Here is a 24,600-nt window from a genome sequence, read left to right as displayed (position 1 = left end):
GACGCCCCTGAGCGGCCGACCCCCGACCGGAGGACCGATGCCAGCCGATCCCGCGGCGATCGCCGCCCACGCCGCACTCCTGCAGGCCGACATCCGCGCGCTGGCCGACTGCGCCGTACGCCTGCGCGAGATCGAGGCCAGGCTGGCGACCGGCGGGGCGCCGCCATGGTTGCGTGAGGCGATCGACGCCCACGTCGCCGCCTGCGCGGCGGCCGCCGCCGACCTGACCACGGCGGCGGCGCACCTACGCCAATACGCCGAGCGGGCGCGCCGCTGACGCGCCCGCTCGCTGAGTCCGCCTCGCGTCTGGCGCGGACCGCACTCAGCCCGCCTCGCGTCCGGCGCGGACTGTGCCCAGCCGCGCCTGTCCGGCGGGGACTGTGCTCAGCCCGCCTCGTGTACGGCTCGTGCCGCGCTGAGCCCCGACTCCAGGGCGCCCTCGATCCATGCGTGCCACAGTGAGCAGTGCTCGCCGGCGAAGTGCACGCGGCCCTCCGGCGCCATGATCGCGTCATGCAGACTGCTCTGCTGGTGCGGCTCGAACAGGGCGAAGGCCCCGGCCGCGTAGGGGTCGTTGTACCAGGCGTGCGTGACGCCGAACTCGAAGTGGTCGTAGATGTGAGGATGGATCTTGGCGACGTCCTCGAGGGCCTGATCGATCCGCTTCTGCGAGGACATCGCGCCCCAGCGCAGCGCGTCCTGGCCCCAGGTGTAGCTGGCCAGCAGGATCGAGCGTTCGTCGGGGACGGGATGCGAGGGATAGCAGATGCGCCGGATCGGCAGGTCGGTGACCGTGGTGCCGCCGATGATGCCGTCGGTCTGCTCCCAGAACGGCCGCTGCACCTGGAAGAGGATCTTGGTGGAGGCGTTGTAGTTGAGCTCTCGGATGGCGCGCTGCTTGCGGCGGGAGAAGGCGGGCCGGGTCTCGACGTCGCGCAGCACCGAGAACGGGATCGTGCAGATGGCGTAGTCGCCGGTGAGCGTCGTCCGGCCCGATCCGGTCTTGAGGTGCAGGGTGACCGAGTGATCGTCCTGCTCGATGGCGGAGACCTCATGACCGAACCGGATGTGGTTCCTGAGCTCGTGGTAGAAGGCGGTCGGCAACCGGTCGGCGCCGCCCTCGATCTCCTGCATGTCCTCGAACGCGCGCCCGATGATCTCGCGGAACTGCTCGATGACCGCCGCGTTGAGGTTGGCCTCCCGGAAGCTCATAACGCCGTAGAGCTCGATGGCCCCCTCGGAGAATCCACGCTCGCGGAGGAAGCTGCGGATGGAGTAGCGATCATATTCGGCGCAGATGCGGTCGAGCGCGTTCTCGCCCTCCTGCGCGTAGAGGTCGTGGATCTCCTGGGTGGCGGTGCGCCACAGGTCCTCGTAGGTGCGGCCGTGCTCGTGCTCGGCCAGGCCGAAGTCGATGATGTCGGGGTTGTCGTTGAGCTCCTTGATCGTGGTCCTGACGCCCTGGATGTAGGCCAGGGCGCGGGGGTTGCCCATGACGAACGGCCGCAGGGTCAGCCCGAACCTCTCGCAGTAGGCGAGTGTGAGGTCGTGCACGCGCGGGATCCGCATCGCGCCCGCCTCGGCGTAGAGGCCGGGCGCGAATCCGCGCAGGGTGAGCACGCGCCCGCCGACCCGTTGCTGGGCCTCCAGGACGATGGGCTCGTGCCCCTGCCGCATCAGCTCGTAGGCGGCGACCAGACCGGCCATTCCGCCACCGATGATCAGTACGCGTTTGTGCGGCCGGCCGCCGGCGGCCAGCCCGTGCTCGGCCGCCGCGACCAGGTCCGCGGGCACTCTGAGGTCGTGACTCGGTCGTGGCGCTCCGGCGGCCATCAGCTCCGCGGGCATGGCCGAACCGAGCGCTGTCGACGGGTTCTCTTCCAGGGCGTCACACTCCTTTGTCGTCACCTAAGGCACATATATGATCGCTTTAAGTGACGATGATCGCCAGGGGTGAGTTCGTACGGCAGCGGGCGGCCGGTCCACACTTCGTAGACATAGCGCTGGATATATGGGCAAACTAACAGTGGTTATATTCCGCGGCGGACAGTAGTTCGTCGTGGAGAGAGGCGAAGGAGGTGGGCCGATGAACGCGGCCGCATGGGGCTTGGGCGCGGCGGTGCTGCTGGCCTCGATCGTGGAGATGGTGGAGGCTCTGACGATCGTGATGGCGATGGGCGTGACGCGGAGCTGGCGCTCCACGCTCGCGGGCGTGGCCGCGGCCCTCGTCGCGCTGGCCGCCTTCACCGCCCTCGCCGGGTACGCGCTCACGACCTGGCTGCCGGCGGCGGCACTCCAGCTCTCCATCGGCGGCCTCCTGTTGATCTTCGGCCTGCAGTGGCTGCGCAAGGCGATCCTGCGCTCGTCCGGGCGCAAGGCCATGCACGACGAGGATCAGATCTTCGCCGAGGAGGTGGCGGCGGCCGAGAGCGCGGGCGCGGTCACGGCCAGGGGTCTCGACTGGTTCTCGTTCATGATCAGTTTCAAGGGCGTCTTCCTCGAGGGCGTCGAGGTGGTCTTCATCGTGATCACCTTCGGCCTGAGCGCGGGCGACATGCCCGTGGCGATCGGCGCCGCCGTCATCGGTGTGCTCCTCGTCCTCGCCGTGGGCATCGCCGTCAGGGGACCGCTGTCGAAGGTGCCGGAGAACACCATGAAGTACGGCGTCGGCCTGCTGCTCGCGGCCTTCGGCACCTTCTGGTCGGTCGAAGGGCTGGGCATCTTCACCGGCAGCCGCCAGAGCCTGGAGTGGCCGGGCGCCGACCTGGCGATCCCGGTGCTCATCGCCGCGTGGTTCGGGCTGTCGCGGCTGATGATCCACACCCTCCGGCGACCCGCCGTCCCGAGCACGTCTATCTAGGAGCGGAGCATGGGTTTCATCCGAGGATTCGGGCAGTTCTGGTACGACCTGATCATCGGCGACGACTGGAAGATCGCCGTGGCCGTCGTCACCACGCTGGCGCTCGGGACGGTGGTCCTGCTGGTGTTCGCGGTGCCGGAGCCGGTGCTGACGCCGGTGCTCGGCCTGTGCCTCATGGCCGCTTTCGTCATCGCCCTGCGAATCGACGCGCGTGACTAGAAGTGCGCGCGGCTAGAAGATGGCGCTGTCCTCGGCCTCGTAGACCGAGGTGGCGAACTCCTCCAGCGTCTTCGCGCAGTCCTCCAGCGCCTGGATCACCTCTTTGCCTCGCGAGGCGCCCAGGACGTCACGCGCCTTGACCTTCTCGTACCAGCCCTTGAGCTTGGTGAGGTCTTCCTCGTTCTCCTCCAGCTCGCCATAGGTGAAGTGCCGCGCGGTCACCTCTTTGGCCACGCCCGCGTGGAAGTCGACGCACTTGTCGAGGATCTCCTCGTATTCGTCGTCGCGGGCGGCGTTGTAGAGGGCGACCAGCTCGGTCTCCCCGATGATCGAGGAGGTGCTGACCAGGAACGCCTGGCCCGACATCGACTCGACGATCTCGTTGCGCAGCGCCCGCAGCATCCGCTCGCTCTGCGGCGTCCGAGGTGCGGCGGCCGCGGAGTTCTGCAGGTAGACGGCACCGAGGTTGCGCAGCCGCCGCCAGACCGCCGCGCGCAACCGGGTCGGCTCACTGGGCACCCGGTAGATCAGCATGAGCCAGGTGACCGGCTTGGCGGCCTCCTGGCCCTCGGGAGTGTGGCCGGTCTTCGGCCTTTCGGTGCCCGGCACGACCCGCCTCCTCCGCACAGCTCGACGAGTCGATCGTAGCCGCCCTCACGGCACCCGCGACCGGCCGCGTCGTGGTCAGGGGCGGATGGCGCCGAGGAGGCGGGCGCGCCAGTAGTCGTCGAGGTCGACCACCTTGACGACGTCCCCGGTCTGCGGCGCGTGGACCATCTTGCCGTTGCCCACGTACATCCCCATGTGGCCCAGCCCTCTGCTGAAGAGCAGGTCGCCGGGCCGCAGCTTGTCGAGTGACACGCGACGGCTCGCGCCCCAGCTCCACTGGGTGTACGTCGTGCGGGGGATCCCGACCCCCGCGGCGCGCCAGGCGGCCTGGGTGAAGCCGGAGCAGTCGTAGGAGTTCGGACCCGTGGCGCCGTACCGGTACGGCTTGCCGACCTGGGCGAAGGCGAACTGCAGCGCGGCGCGGGCGTTGCCCGAGGCCGGGCCGGTGTACTTGAGACCGGTGCTGTTGGGGTTGCCCGACTGGAAGGCGCCCAGCTTCCGCAGGATCTTGGTCTGCTCGGCGATGAGCTTCTCGACCTCCGTCTTCTGCCCGCGCACCTTGTCGCGCGCCGCGTCGCTCTCGGCCAGGACGGACTTGGCGTCGTTGCGCCGATCACGCAGGTCCTTGGTGGTCGCCTCGAAGGCGCGGAGCTTCGCCGCTCTGTCCTGCGCCATCTGGTCGAGGGCGGCCATGCCGCCCAGGGTCGCCTCGGGGGTGCCCTCGACGACGAAGCGTTGCCAGCCCGCGAACTCGCCGAACTGGTAGTTGCTCACCGCCACCGCGGCGAGGTCCCTGCGCAGGGCGTCGGCCTGTACGCCCTTGCGGCCGACTTCGGCGTTGAGGGCGTCGTACTTCTTCTTGGCCTTCTGGTAGCTCTCGGTGGCCTGGTTGTACACCTCGACCACCTTGTCGGCCTGCTCGTTCAGCTTGACCAGCTTGGCTCTGGCCTTGGCCTTGGCCTGCGGGGTGGGCGCCGGCTCGGCGACGGCGCTCCCCGGGGCGGCGGCCCATGCGAGCGACGCCAGCGCCGCGGCCATAGCCATCCGCCCAAGCCTTGTCGGCACGGCCACTACGATGCCTCCTCGTAACAGTCCACCGTTGGCCGGAACCGTACAGAAGTGATGGCCTGTTCGGCGCAGGGACGGCCTGCGTGGTTCCGTACTAACGGCGATAGGGGTTTGGTGCGCCGACCCATGAGGAGATACGCGCGCGGACCCCGAGACGTTCAGTGGGCAACCGAGCGGACATGAATGCGCCCCGGCATCGCGGGTGCGATGCCGGGGCGCTAGGTGCTGCTATCAGCTTCGTGATGCTGTCAGCTTCATGCTGCCGTCAGGAGTGGGACTTGACCCGGAAGGTGTCCTCGATGCCGCAGGACGGGCCGTTCTGTCCGCCGATGCGGACGGAGTCGAAGAAGTCGCGGTAGGTGGAGAAGAAGTTGCCCTTGCCGCCCGGAGACGTCACGGCCGAGCAGCCGCCGTAGTTGGCTTCGGAGTAGAGGTGGATGTAGGAGCTCGTCCGGTTCCAGTCGGACTTGCCCCGGTCGGCCATGTTCAAGGCGGCCAGATCCGGCGTGTCGCTCTGGATCTCGATGATGTCGCCCGTGCCGTCGAGGCCGGAGAACATGCAGTAGTTGCCGTCATGGCACCGGTCGTAGCCCGTGGCGGCCTGGGCGGGAATGGTCGGCAGGATGGCCAGCGCGGCGGCTGCGATCGGTAGCGCGAGCATCTGAAGCTTCTTGCCCATTGCCCCTCTTCACGTGAAACTTTCCTTCGATGACGGGTCGAACATACATGATGCGATCTTCCCGGCGGAAGGGTTGTGATCGAGAGAAGGGCCGTGTCACACGGGCATACGCGACTCCGGCGTCACGGGCCGGGGTGCTTCCGGGGCCGCGAGGTCGGCCAGCCGCCCGGCCAGCAGCGCGGCCAGGATCACCGCTCCGGTGACGAGCATGAACACCCAGAACGGCGTGCCCCAGAGCGCCAGCTGCCCCTGGACCAGCGACAGGAAGAGCACCGCGAGCACGGTGCCCGCCACGCCGCCCCGCTTGCCGTGCACGCTGATCCCGCCCAGCAGGACCGCGGCCAGGGCCGTGAAAGTGGTGGTCCAGCTCGAAATGGGGCTCGCCGCGTGGAGGCGGGTCAGCAGCGCCACTCCGCCCAGGGCGGCGAGCAGGCTCGACCCGCCCAGTCCGACGAGGGCGCCGAGCCACACCGACTTCAGGCGCAGGGCGCTCCAGGCCAGCGCGCCGCCCAAGGACACGATGACGAACAGCACGAACCACAGATAGCCCGGAAAATCACCGCCGAGCTGGAAGCTAATGGTCTGGCCGTCCGCTATGGCGACGACCATTGCCTCGCAGGCCACGGCCGCGCCGAGAGTCACGGCCCACGCCGGAGCCGAGAGCGCGGCGACGAACAGGCCCAGCACGAGCCCGCCGACCGTGGCGAGCACGATCGCGATGATCGCCGCCGTCCAGCCCAGTCCCTGCGTCGCCAGCGACGCGGTGACCATGCCGGTGAGAGCGGAGATCGACCCGACGGCCACGTTGGGCGTCCCGGCGCGGAACGAGAGAGCCAGCCCCGTCGCCACCAGCCCCAAGGGCCCGGCCTGTGCCAGCACGTTGACCAGATGCACGCTCGGCGCGCTCAGCAGCGCCACCACGATCATCCCGATGGTGGCGAGTCCGAGCAGACCTTCCCAGACGAGAACGACAACTCGCATACGGGCGATCATCCTCGCGTGTATGACCGCAATTCAAGAGCGTTGGGGCGGGTTCGCGGGGAGGGCCGGCTCCGGGTAGCCCCGCCGGCGGGCGTCGTCACCGGCGACGCCACAGCTCGACGCTCCGGCCGGCGACCGCGAGTGTCGATCCGTCGGGGCTGAAGGCCACTGAGCGTACGGCGCCGCCGTCGCCCGTCAGGCGGCGGAGGGAGGTGCCCCGGCGGACGTCCCACAACAGCACGCTGTCGTCGGCGCTGCCGCTGGCCAGGGTGCGCCCGTCGGGGCTGAAGGCCACCGAGTAGACGGCGCTCCTGTGGCCGGTCAGCGGCCGGCCGATCTCCCGTCCCGTGCGCACATCCCACAGCCGTACGTAGTCGTCTTGGGTTCCGGCCGCGAGTGTCGATCCGTCGGGGCTGAAGGCCACTGAGCGTACGGCGCCGCCGTCGCCCGTCAGGCGGCGGAGGGAGGTGCCCCGGCGGACGTCCCACAACAGCACGCTGTCGTCGGCGCTGCCGCTGGCCAGGGTGCGCCCGTCGGGGCTGAAGGCCACCGAGTAGACGGCGCTCCTGTGGCCGGTCAGCGGCCGGCCGATCTCCCGTCCCGTGCGCACATCCCACAGCCGTACGTAGTCGTCTTGGGTTCCGGCCGCGAGCGTCGATCCGTCGGGGCTGAAGGCCACCGAGTACACCCAGCTCGTCCGGCCGGTCAGCAGCCGTCCGGTCTCCCGGCCCGTGCTCGTGTCCCACAGCCACACGCGCCCGAGGCTGCTGCCGGCCACCCAGTCGCCGCTGGGGCTGAGCGCCACAGAGGTGAGGTTTCCGGTGGGCCCGACGAGCCGGCGTATTCGTGCTCGTCGCAAGAAGTCCCACAATTCGATGGTGGCGTCGTCGCCGCCGATGACCAGAGTTCTGCCGTCGGCGGCGAAGTTCATGGCCGAGATCGCGTGGGCGCGGTCGGTGAGTTCGCCCGCGGCTTTCGCCTGGCCCCATGCGTCGGGTTCCGGGGCGAAGGAGGGTCGGCAGACCAGCAGAATCGCGGTGAAAGCCGCCGCCAGGGCGCCTCCGGCGGCGGCGACGCGGAGCCTGGGTCGTTTCAGACCGCCGCCGGCCGCAGTCGGCGTGCGGGCGAGCGGGACCCGCTGGTCGCTCGCCGCCGAGGGCGGCGCTCCTGATTCGGGCGGCGATGGCCGTGGGAGATCAGGAATGCCCAGATCGTCGATGACCCCGAAACCGGTGGCACATCGTCTCTGGAGAATGGCCTCGGCGGCGTCCAGCACGACGCGCGGGGCCGGTTGACCGCACGCGATGGTGTAGCTCAGTTCGAGGACGGCCCACGCGATATCGGGTCTGACCTCGGCGACCGCGCCCCGATCGATGAGATATTCCAGCATGCCGGCCGGACGGCCGCTGCACACCTCGTTGATGATCATGGCCGCGCCATCCACCGTGGGGGCGGTGAGTTGCGTGGTCCGAATGCCGCGCCACAGCTCCAGGGCGTACGTGGACGCCGCGTCGGCCGATGGCACGCGCTCGTCCCACTGGATCGCCCGGTGCGGCGGCGCCTGATCGCGAGCCGTCTCCGCGGCACCCGGAAAGGCCACCTCCACGGGAGGGGCGAACTCGGGGGGCGGCTCACCTTCTCCCCAGGCCCGGCAGAGCCACACCAGTCGGAGGATGAGATCGTCGACCGTCCCTTTCGCGGGCGTGACACCGGCGGCCAGGCGGAAATCTATCTGCGCCCGCACGGCTTCCGGAGTCTGCTCCTGTATTTCCGCGACGACCGCGTCGCCGAACGATGACTGGTGCAGCAGCTCATCGAAATGTTCCCGCCCGAATTCAGGCACCGCCTCTTCGGCGGAAGCCGGACGGGAGGCGGAATCTCGGGAATTCAACGAATCTCACCTCTCCCCTCACCTGCGTCGCTCGGGTCGGGCGGGTTGAGCGGATTGGGGCGTTGTCTGAATCTCGCGAGCCGCCGCTCGGCGGCCTTCTCACTCAGGCCGGTCTCGGCGGCGGCCTCTCGCTGGGTATAACCAATGGCTCGGAGCCCGACGACCCGCCGTAAATCCCGATCCTCCATCGATCTGATCGCGCGATGTACCAGATCCCCCATTACGGCATTCTCCTCGGGATCGACCGTCCTTGACTGGACCGACACTTTCGCCGATTCGAGATCGTCGATGCAGGCGTAGTGCAATACCCCGTCGGTAAGCGTCTGTTCGCGCCACCAGAGCCCGTAGACCTTGCAGAAGGCGCATATGCATGAGCCGACGAAGTACGTCTTGAGGCTGGCGCCCTTCTCCGGCTTCCACCGCTCGGCCTGGAGCTGGCGGCGGAAGATCTCCACGCCTTCCAGCACCGTGTCGGTGGCTATCTGCCGGCGATCGTCGAGTGTCCAGTCTCGCGCGGCGGCATGGTGTTTGACGGGGCAGCGGCACCTCGACGCGACCCTCCGGAAGATCTCTCCGGTACGCAGCCAGTGGAGCAGGATCGGCCATCCGTAGCCGGCCATCGCGCTGGCCAGGCGCTTGAACTGGGGGCCGGCGAAGTTCTCCGTCTTCAGCAGGGCGACCAGCCGGCGGTCGGCTTCGAGCCGGCGCTCGCGCTCCTCTTTCCCGTCCTCGTCTCTTTTCGCCTGGGCTCTCCTCTCCTGTGCATGTGTTGCGAGATCGCGCTCGACCGCGTCGATCGCCTCGTCCAACTCGGCCCCGATGTCCTCGCCAATGAGTACGTGCTCCGCTTCGAGAAACTGGTCGGCATGATCCGGCCGCCCGTTCCCAGGCGGGGACACATGCACCTCCGGGCCAGGTCGGGAAGCATCCGACATGCTCGGCTCCTAGGGGGGAAGTGGAGGGCGTGCGCCCCAGACGAAAGGTTGTCGTCTTAGATATAAGGGCGAGCATCGTCTTTTTCCCCCATGTTCGATGCGGTCTTTTCTACTGTCCGATATGGGCACATTGATATGAAATGCCGAGGAATGAACCCAGTGGTGACCCCAGGTGGAATGGGCATCGCCTTGGTATAGGCGAGCGCGGCGGATTTCCCCTCGCCCGCTGCCGAAAATCGGCGCGGAATTTAGCCGGAGGGCAAACGGCTCGGTGGCCCCCTACATCCTCTTCGACAGGCTTCGCCGCTGAACTGGATGTGAGGGTTGAACGTGAAAGGGCTTCAGATCCGCCGGACGCTCGTCACCTGGCTCGAAGACCGCGCAGTCGCGGTGACCGCCACTCTCCTGTCGCTGTCGATCGGCGTCCCGCCGGCGCTGTGGGGGGTGGACGCCGTCATCGCCTGGACACATCGGTTCGGACCGGGCGTGGGTGTGGTGGCGGCCATGGTCACCGCGGCCGCGGCCGGCGCCCGGTGGTTGAAGAGACGGGGACCGCGCTCAGCCGGAGAAGTGCAGGATGACGTATTCGTACTCGCCCGGCGACGCTCGTTTGAAGGTCCCGTCTCCGTCCAGGTCGATGAAGACGGTCAGATACAGATCCTTCTGCTGGGCGGCCAGGAGCGTCGAGGCGCCGTCCTTGAAGACCGTGGAGAACAGGACCGAGTCCTGGGAGGCGGAGCTGTGCCCGACCCGGTCGCCGATCAGGTAGTTGTGGCCGCGGTTGTTCAAGTACAGCGTCCCCGACCCGTGCTCGTAGTCGGCGATGCCGGTCCCCGGCCTGAAGCAGGGATGGTCGGCCACCTTGCCGCCGTCCTTCACGGAGAAGACCGAGTCGTCCGTCCACGCGCAGACCTGGGCCGCCGTGTCCTTGGGGAGGGTGGGGAAGCGCAGTTCGAACGGCCGGCGCTTCATGGTGACGGTGGTGACGGGCCGGTCGAGGTCGCTGATGGCCATCGGGCCGGCCACGTTGTCCTGCCAGAATTCCAGCCCCAGGCGCGGTGAGCGGGCCACCTGCGCCGCGGGGCTGGGTGTGGGCGTGGCAGTGGCACCAGCCGTCGCAGTCGGGGACGTCGCCGAAGCCGACGGGCTGATGGGGGTCTGCGGTGTCCAGTCCCGGGTGATGGCGACGGCCGCGGTCACCGTGAGGGCGATCACGAGGGCCCCCGCGAGCACCGCGCCGGCGATCACGCCGCCACGCGCACGGCCCGGCTGCGTCGGGGTGGGCGTGGCCGGCTGCGGCGTGACCGGCCAAGGACCCTGCCGGGGCGCCGGTGGTGTCCCCTGAGACGGTGATGTGCCGTGCGAAGCGGGAAACGGTGTCCCGTACGAAGGGGGACCCGGCTGCTTGTTCATGAGTCCCAGCAGCACCTGCCGGGCGGTCGGCCGCCACGACGGGTCCTTGTGCAGGCAGGCGGCGACGAAGCCGCGTAAGGTCCCGGTCAGCAGGCCCAGATCGGGCTCGGCGTTCAGGATGCGGTTGATCACGGCGGGCAGCGGTTCGTGCCCGAACGGCGGCCGGCCGTTGGCCGCGAACGCCATGGTGCACCCCCACGCGAACATGTCCAGCGGCGGACCGGCGGGGTGGCCGGACAACTGCTCGGGCGACATGTACGCCGGGGTGCCCACGACCCCGCTGACCGTGGCGGCGGTGGCGTCGATCGGGCGCGCGATCCCGAAGTCGATGACCCGGGGACCGTCGGCGGCCAGGAGCACGTTCGCGGGCTTGAAGTCGCGATGCACCACCCCCGCCGCGTGGATGGCGCCCAGCGCCGTGGCGGTCGCGATGGCCAGCCGGTCCAGATCCGCGCCGCCCAGCAGCCCGTTGTCGCGCACCGCGTCCTGCAGCGACGGCCCCTCGATGTACTCGCTGATGACGTACGGAGGGTCGGCGTCGGGGTCGGCCCCCAGGACGCGGGCCGTGCAGAACGGCGCCACCCGCTGCAGGGCCGCCAGCTCCCGATGGAAATGCCGCCGAGCGTCGAGGTCGTGGCCGAAGGGGGCGTGCAGGAGCTTGACGGCCGCCTGCTGCCCGCTGGGGGACGTGCCCAGGAACACCGTGCCCTGCCCGCCCTGGCCGAGCCGTCCCCGCAGGACGTATCCGGCGACTTCCCGGGGATCGTTCGAGCGGAGAGGTCGCATCAGGCCCTCTCGTGCGTCTGCATAGAGCCGATTGTGCCGGATCACGGTGTTGTGTGCCCATGCTCCCCCGGTGCCACGAGGTCAGGGGAGTGTCGCGCGCCACATCCACTCGGGACGTCACTTCCGCGTAATCCGTATATGTCATGATCCACGGGATTTTGTGGACCTTGTGACAGGAGAAGGATGATCGCACTGGCACGTCGTATGCTGCACGCCGTTCTCGCGGGCGGCCTGGCCGCCGCGGCGGCCTGGACGGCGGGCGCACCGGCGGAGGCGGCAGTGGCCGCCACCGTCTCGGTGGACTTCACCCAACCGATCCGGACGATCGCCCCCACCGACTTCGGCATCGGGATCACCGGGTACGGCGAAGGCTCGTACATCACCAACGACACCCAGCACCGCGACCGGCTGCGCGCTCTCGGGGTCGGCCGGATGCGGATCGAGCTGCACTACCAGGAGCCCGGCAACCATGACAGCCCGATCGTCTGCGGCGGCTACAAATGCGCCACGGAGGTCTCGGGGGACGCCTGGATCACCGCCATCCGCGACCTTGGCGCCGAACCGGTCGTCATCCTCCAGGTGGACGGGCGGCAGAGCGCGGAGGTGAACCGCGGCGACGCGGTGGCCCTCTACGAGCACTTCGCGGCGACCGGTAAGCCGGTCCAGCGGTTCATCCTCGGCAACGAGCTCAACTGCACGTGCACTCCCGACAAGCCGGAGATGACGGCGGCGGAGTACAGCAGACGCTTCAACCTGATCACCGACGCCCTGCGGGCCGAGAACCCCGCGGTCAAGGTGGGCGGCCCGGCTACGGCCTGGGACGACCGCGCCTACATCAAGACGTTCCTCGAAGGCTCCGGCAGCCGCGTCGACTTCGTCGACTACCACGACTACGGCTCCGGCGACGATCAGATCACCGACGAGCAGCTCCTCGGCAGCGTGATCCGCACGTACGAGACCGACATCAAGGAGGTGAGCGCGCTCGCGGAGTCCATACTGGGCCGGAAGATCGACATTCAGATCGGCGAGTTCAACTCCGACCACAAGGACGACGACGGCCACCGTACGCTCACCCACTTCAACACGGTGTGGGGCGCGGCGGCGCTCGGGCAGATCCTGCACGCGGGCGCCAGCGCCTACCAGTACGGCGACAAGAACGGGCAGCTCGGCCTGACCAGCGAGAAGGGTGAGGGCAACATTCCGCGCAACGAGCCCCTGCCCATCTACCACGGCATCGGCATGTACACCGGTGAGGGACTGTTCCGGCCCTTCGGCAAGACCATCGTCCAGGCGAGCGCGAACAACGACAAGCTGCACGTCTTCGCCTCGGACCAGAGCAAGAACGTGGTCCTGGTCAACGTCGGCGCCGACCCGATCGACGCCGCTCTCGCGCTGACCGGGCTGACGGCGGGGACGGCCGCGATCTGGCAGAGCACATCGGACGCCTGGACTCCGCACCGGACCGGAACCGCCACGATCACCGGAGGCAAGGCCACGGTGACGCTCCCGGCGGGCTCGGCGACGACGCTGGTGATCGACCAGCAGGGGCTGTCGGCGACGTACTTCGACAACGCCGACCTCACCGGCGCCACAGTCACCAGGATCGACCCCACCGTGAACTTCGACTGGGGCTCGGCCGCGCCGGCCCCCACCATCGGCGCCGACACCTTCAGCGTGCGCTGGACGGGGAAGGTCGTGGCCGACAAGGCGGAGACGTACACCTTCGTCACCACCAGCGACGACGGCGTACGGCTGTGGGTGGACGGCAAGCCGCTCATCGACAACTGGACCGACCACTCCAAACGCGACGACACCGGCCAGATCGCCCTGACGGCGGGCGCGCACGACATCAAGATGGAGTTCTACGACAGCGGCTACGACGCCATCGCCGAACTGCGATGGGAGAACCCCACCCTGCCCCGCCAGATCATCCCGACGGAGAAACTGCTCGCCGGATAGGCAGCCCCGCGCCCACCCCAGCCCGGGGGTGGGCCCGAACCGGCTTGTATCGGACCGTCTTCTTCCTCGCCCCCGAGGGGTGTCCGTCCTTGGGGCCCTCTGCCACGACGGGCGGTCTCCTTTCTCGGCCCCCGGAGGGGGTATCCCTCCCAAGGATCTCAGCCACCACGGACCGTCACAGGGATCGGGACGGTCGTGTGACGAACCATCTGGAGGTCACCGCACTTGACGCCCCGATCCGGGGGTAGGGCTTTCTTGCCCCGGAGGAGAGGTGCCCGGATGATCACCAGCTTGACCCGGCTCTGCGGCCTCGGTGTCGAGGCCGCGGAGACGTTCGCCCGCAACGGCCTGCTCCGCCCCGTGCCGCCCGCGAACCTGGCGCGCATGATCGAGGCGTTCCGGCACTTCCACGTCACCCCGGCCACAGGCGTGGCCATGGCCGCCGCGCGCTGGCCGGATCGCCCCGCCATCCACGACGAGGACGGCTCACTGACGTGCGCCGAACTGGACGCGCGGGTGGCGGCGCTGGCCTCGGCCCTGTACGGCCGGTTCGGCGTACAGCCGGGTCAGACTGTGGCGATCATGTGGCCCAACCACCGCGGCTTCGTCGAGGCGCTGGCGGCCGTGTCGCGGCTGGGCGCGGACCTGCTGCTGCTCAACACCGGCCTGGCCGGCCCGCGCCTGCGTGAGGTGCTGGAACGCGAGGACGTACGCACCCTGATCGCCGCGCCGGAGCTCCCGCCGGTGGACTTCGCCGGGACCCGCGTCAGCGACCTGGACGAGCTGATCGCGACCGCCGACGGCCCCGAGCCTCCGGCGCCGCGCCGGCCGGGACGGCTGGTGCTGCTCACGTCCGGGACGACCGGCGTGCCCAAGGGCGCGCCGCGCCGGCTGTCGCTGAGCGCGCTGGCCGAGCCGTTCACCTCGATGCTGGCCACCGTGCCACTGCGCAGCGGCGAGCCGATCCTCATCGCGCCGCCGCTGTTCCACGGTCTCGGCCTGCTCTGGTACGGCGTGGCGCTGGTGCTCGGCTGCCCGGTCGTGCTGACGCGGCGCTTCGATCCCGAGACGGTCCAGCGCGTCCTCAGACGCCATCGGGCCACGGCGATGGTGGCCGTGCCCGTCATGCTGAGACGGCTGCTCGCCCGCGGCGGAGTCCCGTCGCTGCCGGATCTGCGCGTGGTGGTCTCCGGCGGGTCGGCGCTGCCGCCGGACCTGGCCACCGCCTTCATGGACGCCTACGGTGACGTGCTCTACAACCTCTACGGCTCCACCGAGGTCGGCTGGGTCACGCTGGCCACCCCCGCCGACCTGCGTGCCTTCCCGGACACCATCGGGCGCCCCGTGCGCGGGACCACGGTCCTGATCGCCGGCCCGGACGGCCGCGAGCTGCCCCCGTACGAGGTGGGCCGGGTGCTCGTGGGCGGCGGCCTCACCTTCAGCGGTTACTCGGGCGGCGGTGGCGGCGGGGCCGTCACGGAGGCCGGTGGACTGTTGAGCACCGGCGACCTCGGGCACCGGGAGGGGCGGGGGCTGCTGTTCATCGACGGGCGCGAGGACGACATGATCGTCTCGGGCGGCGAGAACGTGTTCCCCCAGGAGGTGGAGAACCTCCTGGGCCGCCAGCCGGGCGTCGCCGACGTGGCCGTCCTGGGCGTACCGGACGAGGAGTACGGCCAGCGCCTGGCCGCCTACGTGGTCCGGGCGCCGGGCGCGAAGCTGTCGGCCGACGAGCTCAAGCAGGCGGTCAAGTACGAGCTGGCCGGGTTCAAGGTGCCGCGCGACATCGAGTTCGTGACCACCCTGCCCCGCAACCAGACGGGGAAGGTGGACCGGCGGAAACTGGCCGGTGGCACGATGAGCTCATGACGATCCCATCGCTCGGTCTCGATGAACTGCTCACCACAACACGAAGCGTGCGAAAGCGTCTCGATCTCGACCGTTCCGTCCCCATCGAACTGGTGCGGGAGTGCCTGGAGATCGCGTTGCAGGCGCCCAGCGGTGGCAACCGCCAGGGCTGGCACTGGATCGTGGTCACCGATCCCGAGCTGCGCGGGCGCATCGGGGACTACTACGCGCGCTCGGCACAGGCGTACTTCGCCTCCGGGAGCGTGACCGCGAGCATGTCCCAGGACGACCCGGCCCGCGCCGAGGTGCAGCAGCGCGTCGCGGCGAGCGCCGTCCACCTCGCCGAGCACATGGGCGAGGTGCCGGTGCTGGTGATCCCGTGCATCCAGGCGTCCCGGCTCCCCGAGGGGAACCAGGCCGGCCTGTGGGGGTCACTGCTGCCGGCGGCCTGGAGCTACATGCTCGCCGCACGGGCGCGCGGGCTGGGCACGGCGTGGACCACCCTGCACCTGGCTTATGAACGGGAGGTGGCCGAGCTGCTCGGCCTCCCCGACGACATCCGGCAGGGCGCGCTCATCCCCACCGCCTACTACACCGGGGACGGCTTCAAGCCCGCCTCGCGCCTGCCGCTCGACGACGTACTCCATCTGGATCGCTGGAGCGGGCCGGGTACCCAGACCGGCTGACGCAAACCGATCTGACGCCCTCAGAAAGGGCGTGTACAACAGTGCCTATGTCAGAGGGGCCTTTGCCAGAGGGGAATGTGGAGAACCGGGAGGACCTGTCCGCCGTCGTCGCGGCGGTCCTCACCGGCTCGCGCCTGCTCGTCGCCATCGCCGTCCGCTCGCTCGGCGCGGTCGGGGACAAGGTCACGCTGCCGCAGTTCCGCATGCTCGTGGTGCTGGCCGGGCACGGGGCGACCAAGCTCGTCGCCATGGCCGAGCTGCTCAACGTCAACCCCTCCACGGCCATGCGGATGGCCGACCGTCTCGTCGCCGCCCGGCTGATCGTGCGCGAGGCCAACCCGCGCGACCGCAGGGAGAGCCTGATGCGCCTGACCGCCGAGGGACTGCAGATCGTGGACCAGGTAACCGCCCGGCGCGGTGCGGAGATCGCCGCGATCGTCTCGCGCATGCCGGCCGAGCAGCGCCGGGCGCTGGTCGCGGCGATGACGGCCTTCAACGAGGCGGGTGGTGAGCCGCCGGAGAGCGCCCTGCATCCGCTCGTCTGGCCGGACGTCTGAGAGAAAATCTTTGCTCAGGGCAAAAATTGCATCCTGCTATGAACGGCACCGCCCACGCCTGCGTACCTCCTTCTGAACAGTCCAGATCCAAAGGGGGTGACGACGTGCGACTGCGACACCGCCGTCCCGTTCTCGTCATCAGTGGCGTCGCCATGATCCTGGCTCTCGGCGCGTGCGCCGGTCTGCCCGGCGCCCAGATTCCCAGCGCGACGGTCGTGCCGACCGGTGGGAGCGCGCCGCCCCCCGCCGCGGCCGCGACGGTGAAGGACGACAGTACGTGGGCGACCAAGTGGGGCCCGTTGTCGGCGGCCGACCGGGAGCTGATCACTAAGGTCCGGCTCGCCACCCTGTGGGAGATGACCATGGCGCAGCAGGCCCAGACGCGGGCCAGCACCGCGCGGGTCCGGCAGGTCAGCAAGGAGATCGCCGCCCAGCACAGTGTTCTCGACGAGCAGGTCCTCGCTCTCGCGGCCAAGCTCAAGGTGCAGCTGCCGATCAAGCCGACCGACCTGCAAAAGGAATGGATGGATGACATCTCCAGCCGGTCCGGCAAGGAGTACGACTCGACGTTCGTGAAGTGGCTGCGCCTCGCGCACGGCCAGATCTTCGGCCTGATCGGCGCCGTGCGCGGCAGCACGCAGAACACCCTGGTCCGGCCCTTCTCCGAGAAGGCCAACGCGGCGGTGCTGAACCATCAGCGGCTGCTGGAGAGCACCGGCCTGGTCGACCCCGACGCCTTCCCGTCCCCGCCGGCCACCTGAGCTCCCGGTCAGGGCAGGCGCCCGACCTGGGTGGGCGCCTGCCCCGGCCGGGTCACAGCAGGTAGCCGACCCGGGCGAGCGCCTGCCCCGACCGGGTTACGGCAGACGGCCGACCTGGGCGAGCGCCTGCTTCAGCAGCACCCCCTGGCCGCCCGTCATCTCCTGCTGGACCAGCGGGGACGCGGCCTCCTCCGGCGTGAACCAGACGAAGTCCAGCGCGTCCTGGCGGGGCCGGCAGTCACCGGCGACCGGGACGATGTAGGCGAGCGACACGGCGTGCTGGCGGGGGTCGTGGTAGGGCGTGACACCCGGCGTCGGGAAGTATTCGGCGATCGTGAACGGCTGCGGCGACGCCGGGACCTGGGGCAGCGCCGTGTGGCCGAGGTCCTTCTCCAGATGCCGCAGGAGCGCGTCGCGGACCCGCTCGTGGTGCAGCACGCGTCCCGAGACCAGCGCCCGGCTGACCGTCCCGTCCGAGGCGATGCGCAGCAGCAGGCCGACGCGGGTCACCACGCCGGTTTCGTCGACTCGCACGGGCACGGCGTCGATATAGAGGATCGGCATCCGCCCCCGAACCGACTCCAGTTCCTCCGGAGCGAGCCAGCCGGGCACAGTTTCGGTCTTTTCGGTCATCTGCCGATCGTACGTCCCAGCGTCCCATGATCCACGCGGACCCGCCAAGCTTCGGTAAAGCGTCTTCGGTTCCCTGTGTTACCTAAGTAAAACGGACATCGGCGTAGTCTCGTCGCACCCGACCGTGGCCGGGAAGTGATCTGGTGGAAGCCGAAGCCGCGTCCGTCCGGCAAGCCGGGCAGACCGTGGGTGAGAACCGCGTTGTCAGGGCCTGACTGCGCACTGCTGGAGGAAGTGCGCCTCTTGGGCCACTGCCCCGCCGGACGCTGTCCCGTTGATGCGGACACCAACAGGGGCGGGGACCGAGCGCCAGTCAGGCACCCGGCTGTGACGGAAAATTACCCCACGATTACCATCCGTTGCAACTGATCGAGCCAGAGAAATTCAACAATAGTTCTCACGGTAACCACCGGCTCGCATGGCGAATGCCGACGACAGTTCATACCCTGTGGCCCGAGGCGTCAGGCGCGCGACCGTTCGGTAAGGAATCAGTTCATGAGCGATGTGTGGCGCCGGACCCCGATCAGCGCCGACGGCGTGATCGGCGCCGCCGCCGAGCATCCAGGGCGGTGCGACTCGCGCTACCTCGGCCGGCGCCGCGCGTTCGCCGAACTGGCCCGCGGCCACCGGGTGGGGGACCCGTCGCCGCCGGTGGACTACACCGAGAGCGAGCACGCCACCTGGCGCCGGGTCCATCGCGCGCTCGACGGCGCGCACCGGGCCCACGCGTGCCGGGCCGCGCTGGAGGCGCGGGAGGAGATCCGTGTCCCCGCCGACCGCATCCCGCCGCACGCGGTGGTCGGCGCCCGGCTGCGGCGGCTGACGGGGTTCGACTTCACGCTGGCCGGGGGAGTGGTGGAGAACAAGCGCTTCCTCGGGTCGATGGCCCGGGGCTACTTCCACGCCGTGCAGTTCGTCCGCCACCCGGCCGTGCCGCTGTACTCGCCGGAGCCGGACATCATCCACGACGTGTTCGGCCACGGCATCCACCTGGCCGCGCCGGAGTTCGCCGCGATCTACCGGCTGATCGGCAACGCCGCGACGCGGGTGGAGACGGAGAAAGCCCTCCAGATCATCAGTGACCTGTACTGGTTCACTCTGGAATATGGGGTTCTGGAGGAGGGCGGGGGTCCGAAGGCGTACGGGGCGGCACTGCTGTCGTCGTACGGCGAGATCGAGCGGATCGGCCGCAGCCGGATCCGCGACCTCAACCCGCTCGACGTGCTGGCCACCCCCTACGAGATCTCCGGATACCAGCCCGTGCTGTTCCGCGCCCGCTCCCTGCCGCACGTCGCCGACACCCTCGCGGCCTTCCTCGACACCTTCGATGACGACGCGGCGGCGCGACTGCGACCGCGGAACTGAGAAGATCTGTCCGCCGACATCACGGCAGCTGTTTGTCGTACAGCCACGCCGACAACAATGGCCCGACAGGCAGGGCGGTGTGCCGCCGCATGTGGGCGATGAAAGCCTCGGTGGAGACGTTCCCGTGCCGGTGAGCGGTGGTCCAGTCCCGCAGGTGCCAGAAGAACGCCTGGTCGCCCAGCATCCGCCGCAGCGCGTGCAGGGTGAGGGCCCCGCGCTTGTAGACGCGGTCGTCGAACATCACCGCCGGCCCCGGGTCGGCCAGCACGAAGTCCTGGGGGAGCACCTCCAGGCGGCGGCGCCAGCGGGCGGCCAGCTCGTCGGCCGTCTGCCCGCCGGACGCCTCCGACCACAGCCACTCGGCGTACGTGGCGAAGCCCTCCTGCAGCCAGATGTCGTTCCAGGTGGCCACGGTCAGGCTGTTGCCGAACCACTGGTGCGCCAGTTCGTGCGCGACCAGCCGCTCGTGCCCGCGCCGGCCGTCGACGTGGTTGCGCCCGAAGATCGCCATGCCCTGGGCCTCGACCGGGATGTCGAGGTCGTCGTCGGCCACCACGACGGTGCAGGTGGCGAACGGGTAGGGGCCGAACCGGTCGGTGAACAGCGCCATCATCTGGTCCTGGCGGCCGAAGTCGTGGCGGGCGCGCGTCCCGAGCCGGGTGGGGTGGGCCAGGCGCGTGCGGCCCACGTCCGTGAACTGGTAACGCCCGACCTGCACGCTGGCCAGGTAGCTCGCCATGGGCTCGGCCTGCTCGTACACCCAGGTCGTGGTGCCCGCCGACCGGGACTTGCCGGCGAGCACGCCGTTGGCGACCACCTGGTACGGCGAGGCGGTGGTGACCGTGATCCGGTAGGACGCCTTGTCGTCGGGCCGGTCGTTGCACGGGAACCAAGAGGGCGCGCCGATCGGCTGACCGGCCACCAGCGCGCCGTCGCTCAGCTCCTCCCAGCCCAGGCCGCCCCACGGGCTCCGTACCGGCCGGGGACTGCCCGTGTAGCGGACCTCCACCGTGGCGGTGTCCCCGGCGAGCAGCGTCGCGGGCAAGCCGACGCGCAGCTTGCCGTCGCGATGCGTGTAGCGGGCGCTGACGCCGCCGACGGTGACGCCGACCACGCGGAACTGGCCGAAGTCCAGGTCCAGGCCGTCGAGCGGCTCGTGCGCGAGCACCGACAGCCGGGCCGTGCCGTCCAGCCAGTTGGTCGACACGCGGTACTTAAGCGCCAGTTCGTAGTGCGCGACCCCGTACCTGAGGTCGCCGTGCGAGGGGAAGTACGACGTCATCGCCAGGCCGCGATGGGATTGCCGAACCATCGGGAGCCGTCGGGAACGCCCTCTCCGCGCATGACCAGCGAGGCGGGACCGATCGTGGCGTCGGCGCCGACCCGCGCGGCGGGCAGGATCACGCCGTGCGGGCCGAGTGTCGCGCCTCCGTCCAGCGTGACGGTGTCCATGCTCATGACCCGGTCGTGGAACAGGTGCGTCTGCAGCACGCAGCCCCGGTTGACGCTGGCGCCGTCGCCGACGCTCACCAGGTCCGCCTCGGGCAGCCAGTAGGTGTGAAGGGTGACCCCATGCCCGATGCTTGCCCCGAGTGAGCGCAGCCACACGTTCAGGGGTGCGGTTCCCAGCCACGGTTCGGCGAACCAGGGTGCCGCCAGCACCTCCACGAAGTTGTCCGCCAGCTCGTTGCGCCAGACGAACGAGCTCCACAGCGGCCGGTTGCCCGCCGCGATCCTGCCCACCAGCGCCCACTTGGCGGCGGTCGCCACGGCCGCCGCGACCACTCCGGCCACGAGGAACAGCACCCCGCCGAGCAGCGCGGCCACCGCGAAGCCGTACGACGCCGCGAGCCACTCCACCGCCCCGGCGGTCAGTACGGCCAGCGCCACCGTGCCCATCGCGGGCACCACGCGGCAGAGCTCGACCAGCGCGCGGGCCACCTTCAGCCGCGCGGGCGGGTCGTAGGTGCGGCTCCGGTCGCCCTCCTCGGTGGTGCGGCGCAGCTCGACGGGCGGCATGCCCAGGTACGACGAGCCGGACTTGGCCTTCTTCGGCGTCGCCGACAGCACGCCCACCAGGCCGTCCTTGGGCACCTTGCGGCCCGGCGCGGTCATCCCCGAGTTGCCGAGGAAGGCCCGCTTGCCGATGCGCGCCGTCGCGATGTGCATCCAGCCGCCGTCGAGCTCGTACGGAGCCACCATCGTGTCGTCGGCCAGGAAGGCACCGTCGCCGACGGAGGTCATGGTGGGCAGCGCGAGCACGGTCGACAGCTCCACGCCCCGGCCCACCTTCATGCCGAGCGCGCGCAGCCAGGCCGGCGTCAGCACGCTCGCGTACAGCGGGAACAGCCAGACCCGGGCCGCGGACATCAGCCGGCCCGTCGCCCACGCCTGCCACGCCTGGCGGCTGTGCACCGGATGGTGGCCGGGGCGCAGGCGGATGCCGAGCAGCCGCACGCTCACCAGCGTGACCAGGGCGAACACCGCCATTCCGACGACCGTCGCGAGCGGCACGCCGATCAGCGCGCCGGTGAGCGCCGCGCCGAGGGTGCGCGCGTCCCCGGCGTAGCGGGCCAGGACCGCCAGGCCGGACACGACGGCGACCGCGGGGAGCAGGCTGAGCACGATGGCCGACAGGCCGTACACCAGCACCCAGCGCCGGGAGCGGACGGCCCGGTCGGACGGCCGGGACCGGCGCGACTTGCCCTGCCGGGAGGCCGGGGCCCCGGCCCAGCGCTGCCCGGCCGGTACGCTGCCCGCGACCGCCGAGCCCGGGGCGATCTGGGCGTTCTTTCCGATCTTGGTGCCGGGCAGCAGCGTCGACCGGGAGCCGATCGTGGCGCCCGCGCCGATCCGGATCTCGCCGACGCGCACGACGTCGCCGTCGTACCAGTAGCCGCTGAGATCGACCTCCGGCTCGACCGAGGCGCCGCCGCCCAGCCGGAGCAGCCCGGTCACCGGGGGAGCGGAGTGCAGGTCGGCGTCGGGGCCCACCTGGGCGCCGAGCATCCGGGCGTACAGGCCCATCCAGGGCGCGCTGGCCAGGTCGGGGACGCCGAGCCTGGCGGCCAGCTGTTCGGCGAACCACAGCCGCAGGTGCACGCCGCCGCCGCGTGGATGGCGGCCGGGCCGTACGCGGCGCAGCAGCAGCCGGGCCGACCCCGCGGCCAGGCCCATCCGTCCCGGCGGCGTGACGAAGACCAGCCAGCCCAGCGCCACCCACCACCACGACAGGGCAGGCGCCCAAGGCGGCGCGAGCAAGTTGCCGAGCGTCGCCAGCAGCACGATCCAGCGCATGGCGCCCGCCGTGAGCAGCGGCACCATCAGCGCGGCCTGCGCCACCGAGGCCCGCACGGGCATCGGGGTCACCGCCCGGCGCGCCGACTTGGCCGGGCCACGCGTGGCCAGCAGCTCCGCCAGCCCGGCCAGTGTCGGGTGCGCGTAGACGTCGCCCACGGCCACGTCCGGGTAGTCGGCCCGCAGGACCGACACGAGCCGGGCCGCGGCCAGGCTCGTACCGCCGTCGGTGAAGAAGTCGGCCTCCGGCCCGTCCGGCGCGACGCCGAGGACATCGCTCCACCGCTTGGCCAGCCAGCTCTCGACCGGGCTCAGCTCGCCGGGTGTGGCGGCCGAGGTGCCCGGGTCGGTCAGCGGCCAGGGCAGCGCGTCACGGTCGATCTTGCCCGAGGTACGTGTCGGGAGCGCCTCGACCTTCGCCAGCCGGGGGACCAGCGCGGCGGGCAGTGATTCGGCCAGCAGCTCGCGGGCCTCCGCGAGGTCGAACCCGTCGCCCGCGACCAGGTAGCCGACGAGCAGTTGGTGGCCGCCACCGGCGGTCCGCACCGCGGCGGCCGCCCCCGTGACACCCGGCAGCGCCTGCAGCGCGGCGTCCACCTCGCCCAGCTCGATCCGCCGGCCGCCCAGCTTCACCTGGTCATCGGCCCGGCCGAGGAAGTAGAGCCCTTCCGGCTCGGCGCGTACGAGGTCGCCGCTGCGGTAGGCGCGTTCCCAGCCGAGTGAGGGCAGTGGCGTGTACTTCTCGGCGTCCTTCGCCGCATCCAGGTAGCGGGCCAGGCCCACGCCGCCGATGATCAGCTCTCCGGTCTCGCCCATGGCCACCGGGTCGCCCGACTCGCCGACCACGGCCAGATCCCAGCCGTCGAGGGGCAGCCCGATGCGTACGGGCTCCGCGCCGGTGAGCCGCGCCGCGCACGCGACGACCGTCGCCTCGGTGGGGCCGTAGGTGTTCCAGACCTCTCGTTCCGGTACGGCCAGCCGCTCCACCAGCTCGGGCGGGCACGCCTCGCCCCCGAAGATGAGCAGCCGGATGCCGTCGAGCGACTCGACCGGCCAGAGCGCGGCCAGGGTCGGCACCGTCGAGACAGCCGTGATGCCCTGCGCGGCCAGCCAGGGTCCCAGGTCCATGCCGGTACGCACCAGCGACCGGGGGGCGGGCACCAGGCAGGCGCCGTGCCGCCAGGCCAGCCACATCTCCTCGCAGGAGGCGTCGAAGGCGACCGACAGGCCCGCGAGCACCCGGTCGCCGGGGCCCAGCGGGCGGTCCTGGAGGAACAGGCCGGCCTCGGCGTCGACGAACGCGGCGGCGGAGCGATGCGTCACGGCGACGCCCTTGGGCTTGCCGGTGGAACCGGAGGTGAAGATGATCCAGGCGTCGTCGTCCGGCTCGGGCGGTCGCGGAGCGTGATCGTCGCGGGGGGCCGGCGACTCGGGCGACATGGTCCGTACGACCAGTCTGCCGGTCAGCTCGTCCGCCGGGTCGTCCGCCGGCTCGTCGCTCGCTCTGCTGGTCACGATCGCGGAGACGGCGGCCTCGGTGAAGACCAGCTCGGCGCGCTCCTCGGGGTCGTCGGCGTCGACGGGCACGTACGCGGCGCCGGCCGCGAGCACGGCGAGGATCGTGACGTACAGCTCGACGGTGCCGGACGGCACGCGTACGCCCACCCGGTCGCCGCGGCGGACCCCGGACGCCGTGAGCTCGTCCGCCACCCGCGCCACCTCGGCCCGGAGCCGCCGGTAGTCGAATCGGGTGGTGCCGTCGTCTAGCGCGGGTTCGTCCGGGTGGACGCGCGCGGTCTCGTCGAGGATGTCGAGCAAGGTGCGAGGCGCCGAGGCCAACGGGCCCGCCGGATAAACGGCCCGTGAAGCAATCCTTAACGGCTCGAAACGGTCAATGTCTTCGATATGATCGACGTGTAGGAGATCGGCTGCGTGTGGGCGCAAATACTGCTCCTCAAGTCAGGCGGAGCCGACCCTGCCGCATTCTGCCGCCCTTGAAGGGCTCTGAAGGGCACACGCTGCGTCCGCCGCCTTTGTGGCTTTTGCGCCACCG

At 70.4% G+C, this 24,600-nt stretch carries 20 protein-coding genes; 9 read left to right on the top strand and 11 right to left on the bottom strand.

Annotated features, from left to right (window positions below; genetic code table 11):
* Nucleotides 1-37 precede the first annotated feature (37 nt).
* On the top strand, nt 38-277 hold the full coding sequence (locus AB0L53_RS39845; protein ID WP_364005768.1) for a hypothetical protein: 240 nt from the start codon (nt 38-40) through the stop codon (nt 275-277).
* A 107-nt stretch (nt 278-384) separates the two neighbouring features.
* Here AB0L53_RS39845 and AB0L53_RS39840 read toward each other — a convergent pair whose 3' ends face one another.
* Nucleotides 385-1,908 carry a flavin monoamine oxidase family protein gene (locus AB0L53_RS39840; protein WP_364005765.1) on the bottom strand — a complete coding sequence of 508 codons (1,524 nt, stop codon included), beginning with the start codon at nt 1,906-1,908 and terminating at the stop codon, nt 385-387.
* A 178-nt stretch (nt 1,909-2,086) separates the two neighbouring features.
* Here AB0L53_RS39840 and AB0L53_RS39835 point away from each other — a divergent pair, with 178 nt between their 5' ends.
* Both AB0L53_RS39835 and AB0L53_RS39830 read left to right on the top strand, forming a co-directional pair.
* Nucleotides 2,087-2,860: a hypothetical protein gene (locus tag AB0L53_RS39835; RefSeq protein ID WP_364005763.1), complete on the top strand. Its 774-nt coding sequence runs from the start codon at nt 2,087-2,089 to the stop codon at nt 2,858-2,860.
* A 9-nt stretch (nt 2,861-2,869) separates the two neighbouring features.
* Nucleotides 2,870-3,079 (top strand): hypothetical protein, encoded by a 210-nt coding sequence (locus AB0L53_RS39830; RefSeq protein ID WP_364005760.1) that lies wholly within the window; start codon nt 2,870-2,872, stop codon nt 3,077-3,079.
* Between the two features lie 12 nt (nt 3,080-3,091).
* Here AB0L53_RS39830 and AB0L53_RS39825 read toward each other — a convergent pair whose 3' ends face one another.
* The 7 genes from AB0L53_RS39825 to AB0L53_RS39795 all read right to left on the bottom strand — a co-directional run bounded on the left by AB0L53_RS39825 (nt 3,092) and on the right by AB0L53_RS39795 (nt 11,441).
* Nucleotides 3,092-3,688, bottom strand: coding sequence for a Chromate resistance protein ChrB (locus tag AB0L53_RS39825; RefSeq protein WP_364005757.1), 597 nt, complete (start codon nt 3,686-3,688; stop codon nt 3,092-3,094).
* A 75-nt stretch (nt 3,689-3,763) separates the two neighbouring features.
* The gene (locus AB0L53_RS39820) at nt 3,764-4,753 is read right to left on the bottom strand and encodes an NlpC/P60 family protein (protein ID WP_364005754.1); all 990 of its coding nucleotides are present in this window, start codon (nt 4,751-4,753) and stop codon (nt 3,764-3,766) included.
* A 268-nt stretch (nt 4,754-5,021) separates the two neighbouring features.
* The gene (locus tag AB0L53_RS39815; protein WP_364005751.1) at nt 5,022-5,435 is read right to left on the bottom strand and encodes a peptidase inhibitor family I36 protein; all 414 of its coding nucleotides are present in this window, start codon (nt 5,433-5,435) and stop codon (nt 5,022-5,024) included.
* A 96-nt stretch (nt 5,436-5,531) separates the two neighbouring features.
* Nucleotides 5,532-6,416: a hypothetical protein gene (locus AB0L53_RS39810; RefSeq protein ID WP_364005748.1), complete on the bottom strand. Its 885-nt coding sequence runs from the start codon at nt 6,414-6,416 to the stop codon at nt 5,532-5,534.
* Nucleotides 6,417-6,513: 97 nt separating this feature from the next.
* Nucleotides 6,514-8,259, bottom strand: coding sequence for a WD40 repeat domain-containing protein (locus AB0L53_RS39805; RefSeq protein ID WP_364005745.1), 1,746 nt, complete (start codon nt 8,257-8,259; stop codon nt 6,514-6,516).
* A gap of 44 nt (nt 8,260-8,303) precedes the next feature.
* Nucleotides 8,304-9,242 carry a hypothetical protein gene (locus AB0L53_RS39800; protein ID WP_364005742.1) on the bottom strand — a complete coding sequence of 313 codons (939 nt, stop codon included), beginning with the start codon at nt 9,240-9,242 and terminating at the stop codon, nt 8,304-8,306.
* A 558-nt stretch (nt 9,243-9,800) separates the two neighbouring features.
* Nucleotides 9,801-11,441 carry a serine/threonine-protein kinase gene (locus AB0L53_RS39795; RefSeq protein ID WP_364005740.1) on the bottom strand — a complete coding sequence of 547 codons (1,641 nt, stop codon included), beginning with the start codon at nt 11,439-11,441 and terminating at the stop codon, nt 9,801-9,803.
* Between the two features lie 183 nt (nt 11,442-11,624).
* Between AB0L53_RS39795 and AB0L53_RS39790 the strand changes: the two genes are divergently transcribed.
* The 5 genes from AB0L53_RS39790 to AB0L53_RS39770 all read left to right on the top strand — a co-directional run bounded on the left by AB0L53_RS39790 (nt 11,625) and on the right by AB0L53_RS39770 (nt 17,252).
* Entirely contained in the window at nt 11,625-13,400 is a 1,776-nt protein-coding gene (locus AB0L53_RS39790) for a PA14 domain-containing protein (RefSeq protein ID WP_364005737.1), read from the top strand.
* 279 nt (nt 13,401-13,679) lie between these two features.
* On the top strand, nt 13,680-15,269 hold the full coding sequence (locus AB0L53_RS39785) for an AMP-binding protein (RefSeq protein ID WP_364005734.1): 1,590 nt from the start codon (nt 13,680-13,682) through the stop codon (nt 15,267-15,269).
* A 47-nt stretch (nt 15,270-15,316) separates the two neighbouring features.
* Nucleotides 15,317-15,934 (top strand): nitroreductase family protein, encoded by a 618-nt coding sequence (locus tag AB0L53_RS39780; RefSeq protein WP_364005731.1) that lies wholly within the window; start codon nt 15,317-15,319, stop codon nt 15,932-15,934.
* Nucleotides 15,935-16,011: 77 nt separating this feature from the next.
* Nucleotides 16,012-16,491 carry a MarR family transcriptional regulator gene (locus AB0L53_RS39775; RefSeq protein WP_364005728.1) on the top strand — a complete coding sequence of 160 codons (480 nt, stop codon included), beginning with the start codon at nt 16,012-16,014 and terminating at the stop codon, nt 16,489-16,491.
* A 104-nt stretch (nt 16,492-16,595) separates the two neighbouring features.
* Entirely contained in the window at nt 16,596-17,252 is a 657-nt protein-coding gene (locus AB0L53_RS39770) for a DUF4142 domain-containing protein (protein ID WP_364005725.1), read from the top strand.
* A 96-nt stretch (nt 17,253-17,348) separates the two neighbouring features.
* On the opposite strand, the gene AB0L53_RS39765 is transcribed toward AB0L53_RS39770, so the two are convergent.
* Complete coding sequence (locus tag AB0L53_RS39765; protein WP_225296815.1) at nt 17,349-17,885, bottom strand: NUDIX hydrolase family protein; 537 nt, start codon at nt 17,883-17,885, stop codon at nt 17,349-17,351.
* Between the two features lie 495 nt (nt 17,886-18,380).
* Here AB0L53_RS39765 and AB0L53_RS39760 point away from each other — a divergent pair, with 495 nt between their 5' ends.
* A complete protein-coding gene (locus AB0L53_RS39760; RefSeq protein ID WP_364005722.1) occupies nt 18,381-19,250 on the top strand; it encodes a phenylalanine 4-monooxygenase in 870 nt (289 codons plus the stop codon).
* Nucleotides 19,251-19,269: 19 nt separating this feature from the next.
* On the opposite strand, the gene AB0L53_RS39755 is transcribed toward AB0L53_RS39760, so the two are convergent.
* Together AB0L53_RS39755 and AB0L53_RS39750 are read right to left on the bottom strand one after the other, a co-directional pair.
* Nucleotides 19,270-20,562, bottom strand: a complete 1,293-nt coding sequence (locus tag AB0L53_RS39755) for a M1 family metallopeptidase (protein WP_364005719.1) — start codon at nt 20,560-20,562, stop codon at nt 19,270-19,272.
* Entirely contained in the window at nt 20,529-24,365 is a 3,837-nt protein-coding gene (locus AB0L53_RS39750) for a Pls/PosA family non-ribosomal peptide synthetase (protein WP_364005716.1), read from the bottom strand. The genes AB0L53_RS39755 and AB0L53_RS39750 overlap by 34 nt, the downstream gene beginning before the upstream one ends.
* Nucleotides 24,366-24,600 lie beyond the last annotated feature (235 nt).

The sequence above is a fragment of the Nonomuraea sp. NPDC052129 genome (assembly GCF_040680095.1).
Lineage (GTDB): Bacteria > Actinomycetota > Actinomycetes > Streptosporangiales > Streptosporangiaceae > Nonomuraea.
Note: the sequence above shows the minus strand (reverse complement) of the source record. Positions and strands in the feature narration are given on the sequence as shown.

Excerpts from the sequence above, each read along its gene's own strand:
- AB0L53_RS39845 (WP_364005768.1), top strand. The coding sequence starts at position 38 with ATGCCAGCCGATCCCGCGGCGATCGCCGCCCACGCCGCACTCCTGCAG.
- AB0L53_RS39835 (WP_364005763.1), top strand. The coding sequence starts at position 2,087 with ATGAACGCGGCCGCATGGGGCTTGGGCGCGGCGGTGCTGCTGGCCTCG.
- AB0L53_RS39830 (WP_364005760.1), top strand. The coding sequence starts at position 2,870 with ATGGGTTTCATCCGAGGATTCGGGCAGTTCTGGTACGACCTGATCATC.
- AB0L53_RS39815 (WP_364005751.1), bottom strand. The coding sequence starts at position 5,435 with ATGGGCAAGAAGCTTCAGATGCTCGCGCTACCGATCGCAGCCGCCGCG.
- AB0L53_RS39810 (WP_364005748.1), bottom strand. The coding sequence starts at position 6,416 with ATGCGAGTTGTCGTTCTCGTCTGGGAAGGTCTGCTCGGACTCGCCACC.
- AB0L53_RS39800 (WP_364005742.1), bottom strand. The coding sequence starts at position 9,242 with ATGTCGGATGCTTCCCGACCTGGCCCGGAGGTGCATGTGTCCCCGCCT.
- AB0L53_RS39795 (WP_364005740.1), bottom strand. The coding sequence starts at position 11,441 with ATGCGACCTCTCCGCTCGAACGATCCCCGGGAAGTCGCCGGATACGTC.
- AB0L53_RS39790 (WP_364005737.1), top strand. The coding sequence starts at position 11,625 with ATGATCGCACTGGCACGTCGTATGCTGCACGCCGTTCTCGCGGGCGGC.
- AB0L53_RS39785 (WP_364005734.1), top strand. The coding sequence starts at position 13,680 with ATGATCACCAGCTTGACCCGGCTCTGCGGCCTCGGTGTCGAGGCCGCG.
- AB0L53_RS39765 (WP_225296815.1), bottom strand. The coding sequence starts at position 17,885 with ATGACCGAAAAGACCGAAACTGTGCCCGGCTGGCTCGCTCCGGAGGAA.
- AB0L53_RS39760 (WP_364005722.1), top strand. The coding sequence starts at position 18,381 with ATGAGCGATGTGTGGCGCCGGACCCCGATCAGCGCCGACGGCGTGATC.
- AB0L53_RS39755 (WP_364005719.1), bottom strand. The coding sequence starts at position 20,562 with ATGGTTCGGCAATCCCATCGCGGCCTGGCGATGACGTCGTACTTCCCC.